The following is a 12,360-nucleotide window of genomic DNA, read 5'->3' on the forward strand; positions in this document are numbered from 1 at the left end:
CTCACTTATTGTTGTGCGATTACAACATATGCTCCGTCATCTTAGGGGGACAATCTACCCAGATTGTCTGCGCAAGGTCAAATAACAAGCCGATTCAGAACATGTATTTTCCTCACCTGTCCCAAGGCGCCTGTCATGTAACTTACTTACATCCCTGTTTGGCTAGACGCAGAAGCGCCGGAGCAGGTGCTGCAGCACCGCCGTGGTCGGTTTGACGAACGACAGATCCAGGTATTCATCGGGCTGGTGGGCCTGGGTGATATGGCCTGGGCCCATCACTATGGTCTCGCAACCCAGCTGCTGGATAAAGGGGGCTTCGGTGCAATAGTTCACGGACTCGGCGGCCCGGCCGCTCGCCTTTTCCGCCTCCCGCACCAGCTCGGAGTCATCCTGGCAGGCATAGGCCGGAATGGGTTCGTGCAGGTGCTGCAGGTGCAGGCAGCCGGGCTGGTGGATCTCGATGGGGGAGAGCGCCTCTTTCAACATGCCCATCAGCTCGTCGGGGCCCACCTGCGGGGTGGGGCGCATGTCGATGTGCAGCTCGCAGCAGCCGCAGATGCGGTTTGGGCTGTCGCCCCCCTGGATGTAGCCGAGGTTCAGGGTGGGCTGGGGCACGGCGAAGCGGTGATCCGCGTACTTCTCCTTCAGATCCCGCTGCAGCTTGAGCACCTGACCCATGGCCTTGTGCATGATCTCCATGGCATTGACGCCGTTGGCGGGATCCGAACTGTGGCCGCTTCGGCCTGTGATGCGAATGGCTTCCGACATGTGGCCTTTGTGGGCCACCACGGGCACCAGCCCGGTGGGTTCGCCGATCACCGCGTAGTCGGGTTTGAGTTCGGCTGCGGCGGCGATAGCGCGGGCCCCGGCCATGGTGGTCTCTTCATCGGCGGTGGCCAGGATGCGCAGCGGTTTGCTCAGGGTCTTGAGGTCGACCTCCTTGAGCGCTTCCACGATCAAGGCGAAGAAGCCCTTCATGTCGATGGTGCCGAGCCCGTACAGGCGGTTGCCCTCTTCGGTCACCTTGAAGGGGTCTTTGGTCCAGGCTCCTTCATCGAAGGGAACCGTATCCGTGTGACCTGCGAGCAGCAGCCCCCCTTCTCCCTGACCATAGGTTGCCACCAGGTTGAACTTGCCCGGCAGATCCGGCAGGGCCGTCACCTCGCACTGGAATCCAAGCTGGCCGAACCAGTCGGCCAGCAGCCGGATTACCGCCTCATTGCTCTGATCCCAGCGAGTATCCGTGCTGCTGATAGAGGGAATCGCAATAATATTCTTATAAAGTGAAAAAAAATCCAGTTTGGCCATCAGCTCCTCCTTGCGTCCCCGGAGTGTTTCTGTTAGAAAATACAAATGCAAAGTGAGTGCATGAATATTCTATTCGAGTGCTCATCGACAAGGCCTCTAGTTGTAAGGGAAAGTTAATGTTCTGTCACCTGATCTGTAACCGACGACGCATATCCGCCTGAATTGCCCCTCCGCACTCGTTGCATCAAAGGGGCGATAGCCGACCCCTTGCACCGCAGCACCATGCTGTGAATTTCGAACCCAGACTTGGAATACTCAAACATGCTTAAGACCGTTATCGTCGGTGCCAGTGGCTACGCGGGGGCCGAACTGGCCGCTCTGGTCCAGAACCATCCACAACTCGAGCTGTTCGGCCTCTATGTTTCCGCCGGCAGCCAGGACGCCCACAAGCGCTTCTCTTCCCTGCATCCCCAATGGGTGGGCAAGCTGGATCAGCCGCTGCTGCCTCTGGACGAAGACGGCATGACCCGGATCCTGACCCAGGCCGATCTGGTGGTGCTGGCTACTGCTCACGAGGTGAGTGCGGAACTCGCGCCCAAGTTCCTGGCCAAGGGGTTGCCGGTGTTCGATCTCTCCGGTGCCTTCCGGGTCAACGATCAGCAGTTCTACTCCTCCTTCTACGGCTTCACCCACGAAAATGAGCAGTGGCTGGAGCAGGCCGCCTACGGTCTGGCCGAGTGGAATGCCGATGCCGTCAAGGCCGCTCAGCTGATTGCCGTGCCGGGATGCTACCCGACCGCCTCCCTGTGCGCCCTCAAGCCGCTGCAACAGGCCGGGCTGATTGCCCAGGGGTGGCAGCCCATCATCAATGCGGTTTCCGGCGTCTCCGGGGCCGGTCGCAAGGCCGCCATCAACACCAGTTTCTGCGAAGTGAGCCTCAATCCCTACGGCACCTTCAATCACAGGCACCAGCCGGAGATCAGCCACCACCTCGGCAAGGAGGTGCTGTTCCAGCCCCACCTCGGCAACTATGTGCGGGGCATCCTGGCCACCATCTATGTGCAACTGGCGGAAGGGGTGACGCCGACCCAGGTGGATCAGGCCTACCTCAAGGCCTACGAAGGCAAGCCCCTGGTACGCCTCACCGGCCAGATGCCCTCCATCCGCGGCGTGGCGAGCACGCCCTACTGCGACATCGCCTGGCAGCAGCAGGGCAACATGCTGGTGGTGGTTTCTGCCATCGACAACCTGCTCAAGGGGGCCGCCTCGCAAGCCATGCAGTGCATAAATATCAAGTTTGGTTTTGAACCGGCCACCGGCCTGATTTAACGCTTTAAGAAAGGATCGAGAAGATGGACAAGCAGACGCTGGTAATCAAGTTGGGTGGTGCCCTGATCGAGAACGACGAGGCCCTGACCGCCCTGTTCGCCACCCTGAAGACCTTCCTGGATGATCAGCACCGTCCTCTGGTGCTGGTGCACGGTGGTGGCTGCCTGGTGGATGACCTGCTCAAGGGGCTGGGCATGACCTCCACCAAGAAGAACGGCCTGCGGGTGACCCCGTTCGAGCAGATCCCCGTGATTGCCGGTGCCCTGGCCGGGACCGCCAACAAGATGATGATGGCCAAGGCCATCTCCACCGGCATTCCTGCTGTGGGTCTGTGCCTCGCCGACGGCGGTCTGTGCCAGGTGACCCAGCTCGATCCGGATCTCGGTGCGGTCGGTGACTGCAAGCCGGGCAACCCGGCGCTGGTGGCCGGCATCCTGGGGCAGGGCTTCCTGCCGGTGGTGAGCTCCATCGGCATTACCGCCGACGGACAGATGATGAACGTCAATGCGGATCAGGCGGCCACCGCCATCGCCGAGGCGCTGGGCGCCGATCTGGTGATGCTGTCGGATGTGAGCGGCATTCTGGATGGCAAGGGCAAGCTGGTGCCGCAACTGGACAAGCAGAGCGCGCTGGACCTGATGGAGAAGGGGGTTATCACGGACGGCATGGCAGTCAAGGTGAAAGCCGCCCTGCACGCCGCCGAAACCCTGGGCAAGCCGGTCTGTGTCGCCAGCTGGCGCTACCCGGATCAGCTGCTCAAGCTGCTGGCTGGCGGCGCGGTCGGCACCCAGGTCACCCTCTGATCTCCACCGGGAAAAGGACAATCCGATGCAACATCTTCTGAAAGACAGTGATTTAAGCAAGGCCCAGATCGAGGCGCTGCTGGCGCTTGGCAAGGCGGTCAAGGCCGATCCGAAGAAATACAGCCAGGCCCTGGCGGGCAAGAGCGTGGTCACCCTGTTCGAGAAGCCCTCCCTGCGTACCCGGGTCACCTTCGACATCGGCATCGCCAAACTGGGTGGTCACAGCGTCTATCTGGATCAGCAGAACGGGGCGCTCGGCAAGCGGGAGTCGGTGAAGGATTTCGCCAGCAACCTGTCCCGCTGGTGTGACGCCATCGTCGCCCGGGTGTTCGATCACCAGACCCTGGTCGAGCTGGCCGAGTTCGGCTCGGTGCCTGTGGTCAACAGCCTGTGCAACCTCTACCACCCCTGCCAGGGGCTGGCGGATTTCATGACCATCAGCGAGCACTACAGCGATCTGTCCAAGGTGAAGCTGGCCTATCTCGGCGATGGCAACAACGTGAGCCACTCCCTGCTGCTGCTGGGGGCGACCCTCGGTACCGACGTGACCCTGGTCTGCCCGAAAGGCCATGGCCCGGATACCCAGATCTTCCTGCAGGCCCAGGCGCTGGCAGCTCAATCTGGCGCGACCATACATATCAGCGATGATGTCGCGGATATCGAAGGCTTTGACGTGGTTTATACCGATACCTGGGTTTCCATGGGTGACAACACACCAATGGAGCAGGTAAAAGATATCTTCATGCCTTATCAGATCAACCAGGCCCTGCTCGATCGGACCGGCATCCAGCACGTGCTGCACTGCCAGCCGGCCCACCGGGAGCTGGAGATCACCTCGGAGGTCATGGACGGCCCAGCCTCCCTCATCATGGATGAGGCAGAAAACCGGATGCATATCCAGAACGCCGTGCTGCTGACCCTGTTCGGACAGGGCCAGAAGTAATCCGGCAACCGACCCGGAATCACCCCTTTTTATCGAATCATCACGGAGAGAAGTAAATGAGCGGAATCAACAAGATCGTACTGGCTTACTCGGGCGGACTGGATACCTCGGCCATCATTCCCTGGCTGAAGGAGCACTATGACGCTGAAATCATCGCCTTCGTCGCCGACGTGGGCCAGGAGCGTGACGATCTGGAAGGTATCGAGCAGAAGGCCATCGCCTCCGGCGCGGTCAAGTGCATCGTCAAGGATCTGCGGGAAGAGTTCGTCAAAGAGTATGTCTACCCGACCCTGAAGACCGGCGCCGTCTATGAAGGCACCTACCTGCTGGGTACCTCCATGGCCCGTCCGGTGATCGCCAAGGCGATGGTCGAGGCTGCCCTGGCAGAAGGGGCTGATGCCATCTCCCACGGTTGCACCGGCAAGGGCAACGACCAGGTGCGGTTCGAAGGGGCGGTGGCTGCCCTGGCGCCCCAACTGAAAGTGATCGCCCCGTGGCGGTTGTGGGACATGCGTTCCCGGGAAGATCTGCTGGCCTATCTGGAAGCCCGCAACATCCCCTGCAAGGCGACCCTGAAGAAGATCTACAGCCGCGACGCCAACGCCTGGCACATCTCCACCGAGGGTGGCGAGCTGGAGAGCACCTGGAACGAGCCGTCCGAAGCCGTCTGGCAGTGGACCGTCTCTGCAGAGGATGCCCCGAACGAGCCGGAATACGTCAAGCTGACCGTGGCCAAGGGCGAAGTGGTCGCCGTTGACGACCAGCCGCTCAGCCCGCACCAGATCCTGACCACCCTGAACGAGCGTGCCGGCAAGCACGGCGTGGGCCGGATCGACATCACCGAGAACCGGATGGTGGGCATGAAGTCCCGTGGCTGCTACGAGACCCCGGGTGGTACCGTGATGGTTGCCGCACTGCGCGCCGTGGAAGAGCTGGTACTGGACAGACCGACCCGCGCCTGGCGGGAAAAACTCGGCGCCGAGTTCTCCCACCTGGTGTATGACGGTCGCTGGTTCACCCCGCTGTGCAAGGCCATTGTCGCCTCCGCCAACGCCATCGCCGAGGAGCTCGACGGTGAAGTGGTGCTGAAGATGTACAAGGGTCAGGTCACCGCGGTGCAGAAGAAGTCGCCGAACAGCCTTTACTCCGAAGACTTCGCCACCTTCGGTGCCGACGAAGTGTACGATCAGAGCCATGCCGAAGGCTTCATCCGTCTCTACACCCTGGCGAGCCGGATCCGCGCCATGAAAGAGCAGCATCAAGCCATCGGTGGCGACCATACCCACGGCTAAACAAGCGCTATCACCCGTTGATTCGAGGGGGCATGGCCCCCTCTTTTACAGGCAGAGAGGCCCTTTGCCGTCATCATCGGGTGTGACAAGAGCGGCTGCGCCCTGGCCGCTTCTGTGAGATAACAGGCTCGCAGAAAAACAGGGCAAGATTTCAAGTTCGACGGCGCAAGGCGCCGCCGACAACGCATTCAAGGAGAGCAGTATGGCACTTTGGGGTGGACGCTTCAGTCAGGGAGCCGATAGCCGGTTCAAGCAGTTCAACGATTCGCTGCGGTTCGATTACCGGCTGGCGGAGCAGGATATTCAGGGCTCCATGGCCTGGGCCAAAGCGCTGGTCAAGGTGGGCGTGTTGACCGAGGGTGAGCAGGCCAAGTTGCAGCAGGCGATGGAAGTGCTGCTCGCCTCCGTGCAGCAGGATCCCCAGCAGATCCTGAACTCGGACGCCGAAGACATCCACTCCTGGGTCGAGAGCCAGCTCATCGACGCCGTCGGCGCCCTTGGCAAGAAGCTGCACACCGGCCGCTCGCGCAACGATCAGGTCGCCACCGACCTCAAGCTCTGGTGCAAGGCGCAGGGTGAGCTGCTGCTCGGCTCCATCACCGCCCTGCAACAGGGGCTGGTCACCTCCGCCCGCGCCAATCAGGCCGCGGTGCTGCCCGGTTACACCCATCTGCAGCGGGCCCAACCGGTCACTTACGCCCACTGGGCCCTGGCCTATGTGGAGATGCTGGAGCGGGACCATTCCCGCCTGCAGGATGCCCTCAAGCGCCTCGACACCAGCCCCCTCGGCTGCGGCGCCCTGGCAGGCACCGCCTATGCCATCGACCGCGAAGCCTTGGCGCTCGACATGGGCTTTGCCGGCGCTACCCGCAACAGCCTGGATTCGGTCTCCGACCGGGATCACGTGGTGGAGCTGATGCACGTGGCGTCCCTCTCCATGACCCACCTGTCGCGGTTTGCCGAAGACCTCATCTTCTACAACACCGGCGAGGCGGGCTTTGTCGAGCTCTCAGATGCGGTCACCTCCGGCTCGTCCCTGATGCCCCAGAAGAAGAACCCGGACGCGCTGGAGCTCATTCGTGGCAAGACCGGCCGGGTGGTCGGCGCCCAGATGGGTATGTTGATGAGCCTCAAGGCGTTGCCGCTGGCCTACAACAAGGACATGCAGGAAGACAAAGAGGGGCTGTTCGATGCCCTCGACACCTGGCACGATTGCCTCGATATGGCGGCGCTGGTGCTGATCGATCTGAAGGTCAATGGCGAGCGCACCATGGCAGCGGCCCAGGGCGGCTATGCCAACGCCACCGAGCTGGCGGACTATCTGGTGGCCAAGGGCATCCCGTTCCGTGAGGCGCACCATATCGTCGGCGAGACCGTGGTCTATGCGATCCAGGTGAAAAAGCCCTTGGAAGAACTCTCCCTCCCCGAGTTCCAGCGCTTCAGCCCCGTGGTGGGGGAGGATGTTTACCCGAACCTGGAGCTGGAAGCGACTCTGGCCAAGCGGGTTGCCACGGGAGGCGTCGCTCGCGAGCAGATCGAATCGGCCCTCACCGCCGCCGAAGCCTGGCTGAGCAAGCGGGCGGGTTAAGCCAACCGGCTTGCCATGGGAATTAGAAGGCAGAACGGCAACCTCAGGGTTGCCGTTTTTTTTATGGGTACGCCTAGGCGCCGTGGGGCGCGTTGACCAGGCGCTGTTCAGCCCCTGTGTCCGGCGCTGGCATGATGTACGGCGTCCGTGAGCAGTCGTTGCAACTGGCTCCTGGCCTCGTCGGTTTCATGGCTGGCGGCGAGTAGCACCACCCCCAGGGTGCCCGGTGAGGGCAGCACGCCGCCGAGGGTGGCGAGACTGGCCGGCATGCCGATGGCGGAACGCACCGTGATCCCGAGCCCGGCCTGTACGGCGGCCCAGATCCCGCCCAGGCTCTGGCTGGTGAAGGCGATCCGCCAGGGGATCCCTGCATCGTCGAGGGCGCGGATGGCCCGTGCCCGCATCAGGCAGGGGGCATCGAAGAGCACCAGGGGCAGGGGCTCCCCGCGCGCGAGCAAAGGGGCGGGGTCCCACTCGGGGTGGGCAATCCAGGCCAGTTGCACCACCTCGATGAGGGAAAGATCCTCCCGCTCTCCCTGTGGCTGCCAGGCGAGAGCCATGTCGAGGGTGCCTTCCCTGATCCCCTGCACCAGGGCCCCGTTGCGATCGATACGGGTCGTCATGCGCAGGGCCGGGTGCTGGCGACAGAGGGGTCCCAGCACGGCGGGGAGCAAAGATTCACCGAAGTCCTCCTGCACCCCGAGCCGGATCTCCCCTTGTAGCAGTTCCCCTTTGAGGGCGAGTACGGCTTCGTCATTGAGCGCCAGCAGCCGCTTGGCGTAGCCCAGCAGGCGCTCACCGCTGGCCGTCGGCACCAGGTGACGTCCCTGCTTCATGACCAGATCGGTGCCGCACTGTTGTTCGAGTTTTTTCAACTGGGCGCTGACCGCCGAGGTGGAGCGGCACAGCCGCTGCGCCGCCAGCGCAAAGCTGCCGCACTCCAGCCCCAGCACGTAGCTGCGCAGGGCATCGAGATCCAGGCTGGGGGGAAGGGGTGACATAACTATCCTTATAATCGGGATGATTGGTCTTGAATATTTCGATTTTTTAAATTGTAGCAGTGAGGGAGAGTGGCTTCATCTACCAAGGAGATTGCCATGACACCCGATGTTCCCGATCGCGCCGCCCTGGCGCAGCTTGCCCCCCGACTCGCCCGACTGGCGGAAGAGACGCTGTTTGGCGATATCTGGCAGCGCCCCACCCTCTCGGCCCGCGAGCGCAGCCTGATCACCCTGGCCATCCTGGCATCCCTGGGCCGGGTGCAACAACTGTCCTGGCATATTGCATTCGCCCGGCAAAACGGCCTGTCCCGGGATGAGCTGGAAGAGCTGTTTACCCATCTTGCCTTTTACGCCGGTTTGCCCGCCGCAGTGACGGCCGTGGGTTATCTGCCCCCCCGCGAGGAGGTGACCCCATGCCGCTGACCCGTATCACCCTGTGCGAGGAGATGAGCGACGCACACCTGCAGCAACTCAGCGCCCTCTACCACCAGACCCTGGTGGAGGTGTTCGAGGTGCCGCTGGAGGATAAATTCCAGATCCTCGAGATCTTGCCTGCCAGTGCGCTCATCTATGACCCCCACTACCAGACCGGCCGCCGGGACCAAGGTTTCATCCTCTTCCAGATCCTGGCGGGCAAGGTGCGCAGCACCGCGACCAGGGAGCGGCTTTATGCACGTCTCGCCGAGCGCCTTGAGGCCGAGCTTGGGATCCATCCCGACAACCTCATGGTGGTGATCCAGCAGAACGATGCCGAGGCGTGGAGTTTCGGCCAGGGCCGGATGTTCAGACAGGAGGTGGCCTTATGATCGCCATGCACTACCGATTCACCCTGCCCGCAGACTACGACATGGCGCTGATCGAGCAGCGGATCGCCAGCAATGGCGCCAGACTGGACGGCTTTCCCGGTCTGTTGTTCAAGGCCTATCTCTACAGCCGTCAGGACGATGGGGCCCTGCCGGGGCAGGAGAACCGCTATGCCCCCTTCTATGTGTGGCACAGCGCCGAGGCGATGCACCGATTTCTGGCAAGCGAGGGATTCGCGGCGCTCACCCGGCATTTCGGCTGGCCCCGCATCGAGACCTGGCATCTGCTGCGGGCGCCGGATCCGGCCTCCCTCGACGGGGCTTGCATGGCCAGGCTGCGGCGCACCAAGGTCACTTCCCACGGCGAGCTTGCCGACCTGCACGGCGAGGCCATGGTGAGCGGCTGGGATCTCACCCGATGGGAATGGCTGGAGGCGGATTTTCTCCCGTCCCTCTCATCGCCCTTGCCTGCCGGGGGCGAGATCTACCGTATCGGCTATCTGGCGAAGGGGGGTGGGGTGTAAAGCGGAATTATCTTTGTCATTGATGTTGTTTTTCCATTCACTTTGGCTGTGAAAGTGATATTCGCATCGTGAACATAGGGTGTTATATCGCGTTCGTGGATGATGATGTGGAATTGCGGCCACCTGCGGCAATGAACTGGCTCAGTGGGCACATTCGGGGTGACGGCCCGCGCCGGGCAGGGCATGATCCCGCTGCAATGCGTATGGACGCGTCAACCGGATCAAGGAGTTCCCATGTACCTGCCACCCCATTTCGCCGTTACCGACCCCGAGGCGCTGCACCAGCTGATGCAGGCGCACCCTCTGGGGGCCCTGATCACCTGTGGTGAAGGGGGGCTGGATGCCAACCACCTGCCGTTCGAGTTCGATGGGGCGCAGGGGGCCCACGGTGTGCTGCGGGCCCATGTGGCTCGCAACAACCCACTCTGGCAGGAGGTGAAAGACGGCGACGAGGTGCTGGTGATCTTCCGGGCCGCCGAGGGTTATATCTCCCCCAGCTGGTATCCGGGCAAGCAGGTGCATCACATGCAGGTGCCCACCTGGAACTATGCCGTGGTGCACGCCCATGGCCGTATCCGGGTGAGGGACGATGCCCGCTTCGTTCGTCGCCTGCTCGCGACCCTGACCCGTACCCACGAGGCGGGAGAGTCCATTCCCTGGAAGATGGCGGATGCACCGAGAGACTATCTCGAGACCATGGTGCAGGCCGTGGTGGGCATAGAGATCGAGATTGAGCGGCTGGTCGGCAAGTTCAAGCTGGGTCAGAACAAGGAGGCGGCGGATCGCCAGGGAGCGGCCAATGCCCTGCTGGAGCGCGGGCAGAGCGCGCTGGCCGGCGCCATGCTGTGTCCGCCTCCTTCACAGCCCTAGCGTGGCATTATGGGATCCGGCCCGACAAAAACGGCAACCTCCAGGTTGCCGTTTTTCATGGTTCCACTCCCGTTCACGCGCTGGCATTGAGCAGTTTGCCGACACCTTCCACCTTGCCATTGGGCAGGGTTTGCTTGAAGGCGTAGAGCAGCTGATCGAGGTTGAGGTCGCTGTTGCCAAGGGAGCCTTTGAGGGTGTCGAGCTCGCTCTGCAGCGCGTCGAGGCGGGTGCTCTGGGTGCCGTCGGCCAGCTGGGTGCGGGCGGCATCGATGGCCTGGGGCAGCGACTGGCCCGAGGATTCCTGGCCCAGGGTCTGCATCAGCGCCCCCATGAAGTGGTTGATGGCAGGGCGGTTCTGCTCGCTGTCAGCCTCCTGGATGCCAAGGCGCTGGAACAGGCTCTGCACCGTGGGGGCAAGGTGCTCTTCCTGCACGGCAGGCTCGGTCTGGGCGGGCGGCGTGCCGTCGCCCAGCAGCTTGCTGCCGAGCTTGATGGCAAGGGAGGCGAGGGGAAGCAGGGTGCCGATGGCGATCATGATGTCACTCTCCGTACGACTGATGTCATGACGGAGCAGGGATCGGGCCAGCTTGGCGAACATTCAACCGAAAAATGGCAGGGGATTGATCCTGCTGTGAATTTCGTTTTTGCCAGGCGGAGGACGGGCGGGGGCGGCGGCAAACCCTTGCAGCCCGGGGGCTGGCCGGTTTGCCGCCCGGCTTGCCGGATCAGAGCTCCTTGAACGGGCGGCGCTTCTCCTCCTCGATGACGATGGCCTCCAGATTGGCGATGCGCTCCTGCAACTCCCTGATGATGAGATCCTGTTTGCCGAGGCGATCCGTGATGCGGGCATCCCCCATCTGGTAGCGGGCGCGTTTGGTGAGATAGCTGAACGACACGCTGATAAAGACGATCAGGACGATACCTGTCCACATGGTCATGAATGACTCCTTTCAAGATTTGAACGAGAGGATCTGTCTCCCGCGCTGTCGTTGTCTCATACCCGACCTTGGGCGGCAATGCCCGCCTGGTTGTTCAGAGCGGCCAGATCGGCCAGCCGAGCCAGATCCCGAGTAGCAGCAACTGCCCCCAGACGATGGCCCAGAACCGCAGGCGGTAGCTCCCTTTCTGGGTCTTGTGGCGCAGCCACTGGCGGGCGACCAGGGCGCCAGGCCAGCCGCCGCACAGCTCAAGCAGATGCAGGCGGGCCTCGGGGACGCGCCAGCCGCCACGAATGGCCTGGCGTTTGTCCCAGGCGTAGGCAGCCAGGGTCAGCAGGCTCATCAGCAGGATCAGGGCCAGCGGCCACCAGTTGGCGTCCCGCACCCCGAGCCAGCCTGCCCAACCCAAAGGCAGCAGGGCAAGGGCCATCATGACAGGCACGCCGGATCCCGAGTCTCGCCCGGTTGTAGCGTGCGGATCACCCGGGCCGGATTGCCCACCGCCAGGGAGTCCGCCGGGATGTCCCGGGTCACCACGGCGCCAGCCCCTATGATGGAGCGCGGCCCTATGGTGACGCCTGGGCAGATGATGGCCCCGCCGCCAATCCAGCAGTCATCGCCGATCCGCACCGGCTTGTTGTAGGCGGTCCAGTTGCGTCGCTCCAGATAGTCCATGGTGTGGGTGGCGGTGTAGATCTGCACGTTGGGGGCCAGCAACACATGGTTGCCGATGTGCACCTCGCCCACGTCGAGTATGGTGACGTTGAAGTTGAAGAAGGTCTTCTCGCCGATGTGGATGTTGCGGCCGAATTCGCAGGTGAAGGGGGTGCTGATCCAGCAGGAGTCGGGACAGTGGGCGAAGAGGTCGCGGCAGATCTGCTGGCGCAGGACGTGATCCCCCGCCGGTGAGGCGTTGAGCCGGCTCAGCAGCGCCTGGCCGCGAATGCGGTCGTTCGCTATCTCCTCGCTCTGGCTGTCCAGGGCGCCCCCCGCCAGTACCTTGTCCCAGTCGCTTGCCATG

Annotated in this window: 15 protein-coding genes; 9 read left to right on the top strand and 6 right to left on the bottom strand. The window is 62.8% G+C overall.

The window, feature by feature from the left end:
* Positions 1–162: 162 nt before the first annotated feature.
* Positions 163–1,308, bottom strand: coding sequence for an acetylornithine deacetylase (gene argE / locus C2U37_RS10715; protein ID WP_104452253.1), 1,146 nt, complete (start codon positions 1,306–1,308; stop codon positions 163–165).
* A 261-nt stretch (positions 1,309–1,569) separates the two neighbouring features.
* On the opposite strand from argE, the gene argC reads away from it, so the two are divergent.
* The 5 genes from argC to argH all read left to right on the top strand — a co-directional run bounded on the left by argC (position 1,570) and on the right by argH (position 7,203).
* A complete protein-coding gene (argC, locus tag C2U37_RS10720) occupies positions 1,570–2,577 on the top strand; it encodes an N-acetyl-gamma-glutamyl-phosphate reductase (RefSeq protein ID WP_010675690.1) in 1,008 nt (335 codons plus the stop codon).
* Between the two features lie 23 nt (positions 2,578–2,600).
* Positions 2,601–3,380, top strand: coding sequence for an acetylglutamate kinase (gene argB, locus C2U37_RS10725; RefSeq protein WP_010675689.1), 780 nt, complete (start codon positions 2,601–2,603; stop codon positions 3,378–3,380).
* Between the two features lie 25 nt (positions 3,381–3,405).
* A complete protein-coding gene (locus tag C2U37_RS10730) occupies positions 3,406–4,323 on the top strand; it encodes an ornithine carbamoyltransferase (protein ID WP_010675688.1) in 918 nt (305 codons plus the stop codon).
* A 56-nt stretch (positions 4,324–4,379) separates the two neighbouring features.
* Positions 4,380–5,615: an argininosuccinate synthase gene (locus C2U37_RS10735; RefSeq protein ID WP_010675687.1), complete on the top strand. Its 1,236-nt coding sequence runs from the start codon at positions 4,380–4,382 to the stop codon at positions 5,613–5,615.
* Positions 5,616–5,817: 202 nt separating this feature from the next.
* Positions 5,818–7,203, top strand: a complete 1,386-nt coding sequence (argH, locus tag C2U37_RS10740; protein WP_104452254.1) for an argininosuccinate lyase — start codon at positions 5,818–5,820, stop codon at positions 7,201–7,203.
* Positions 7,204–7,310: 107 nt separating this feature from the next.
* Here argH and C2U37_RS10745 read toward each other — a convergent pair whose 3' ends face one another.
* Entirely contained in the window at positions 7,311–8,204 is an 894-nt protein-coding gene (locus C2U37_RS10745; protein WP_104452255.1) for a LysR substrate-binding domain-containing protein, read from the bottom strand.
* 96 nt (positions 8,205–8,300) lie between these two features.
* Between C2U37_RS10745 and C2U37_RS10750 the strand changes: the two genes are divergently transcribed.
* The 4 genes from C2U37_RS10750 (at position 8,301) to C2U37_RS10765 (ending at position 10,401) form a co-directional block, all read left to right on the top strand.
* A complete protein-coding gene (locus C2U37_RS10750) occupies positions 8,301–8,627 on the top strand; it encodes a carboxymuconolactone decarboxylase family protein (RefSeq protein ID WP_104452256.1) in 327 nt (108 codons plus the stop codon).
* Positions 8,618–9,010 (top strand): tautomerase family protein, encoded by a 393-nt coding sequence (locus C2U37_RS10755; protein ID WP_104452257.1) that lies wholly within the window; start codon positions 8,618–8,620, stop codon positions 9,008–9,010. Before C2U37_RS10750 ends, C2U37_RS10755 begins: the two co-directional genes overlap by 10 nt.
* Positions 9,007–9,531, top strand: a complete 525-nt coding sequence (locus C2U37_RS10760) for a DUF4865 family protein (RefSeq protein ID WP_104452258.1) — start codon at positions 9,007–9,009, stop codon at positions 9,529–9,531. The genes C2U37_RS10755 and C2U37_RS10760 overlap by 4 nt, the downstream gene beginning before the upstream one ends.
* A 234-nt stretch (positions 9,532–9,765) precedes the next feature.
* Positions 9,766–10,401, top strand: coding sequence for an FMN-binding negative transcriptional regulator (locus C2U37_RS10765; protein ID WP_104452259.1), 636 nt, complete (start codon positions 9,766–9,768; stop codon positions 10,399–10,401).
* Between the two features lie 73 nt (positions 10,402–10,474).
* Here the strand turns inward: C2U37_RS10765 and C2U37_RS10770 are convergent, their stop codons facing one another.
* From C2U37_RS10770 to C2U37_RS10785, 4 genes are all read right to left on the bottom strand, one after another.
* Entirely contained in the window at positions 10,475–10,936 is a 462-nt protein-coding gene (locus C2U37_RS10770) for a hypothetical protein (RefSeq protein ID WP_104453222.1), read from the bottom strand.
* A gap of 190 nt (positions 10,937–11,126) precedes the next feature.
* Positions 11,127–11,339, bottom strand: a complete 213-nt coding sequence (locus tag C2U37_RS10775) for a hypothetical protein (protein WP_104452260.1) — start codon at positions 11,337–11,339, stop codon at positions 11,127–11,129.
* A 94-nt stretch (positions 11,340–11,433) separates the two neighbouring features.
* Positions 11,434–11,772, bottom strand: coding sequence for a DUF1294 domain-containing protein (locus tag C2U37_RS10780; RefSeq protein ID WP_010675679.1), 339 nt, complete (start codon positions 11,770–11,772; stop codon positions 11,434–11,436).
* Positions 11,769–12,359 (bottom strand): sugar O-acetyltransferase, encoded by a 591-nt coding sequence (locus tag C2U37_RS10785; RefSeq protein ID WP_104453223.1) that lies wholly within the window; start codon positions 12,357–12,359, stop codon positions 11,769–11,771. Before C2U37_RS10785 ends, C2U37_RS10780 begins: the two co-directional genes overlap by 4 nt.
* Position 12,360 lies beyond the last annotated feature (1 nt).

This window comes from Aeromonas sp. ASNIH1, from assembly GCF_002934285.1.
GTDB lineage: Bacteria > Pseudomonadota > Gammaproteobacteria > Enterobacterales > Aeromonadaceae > Aeromonas > Aeromonas caviae.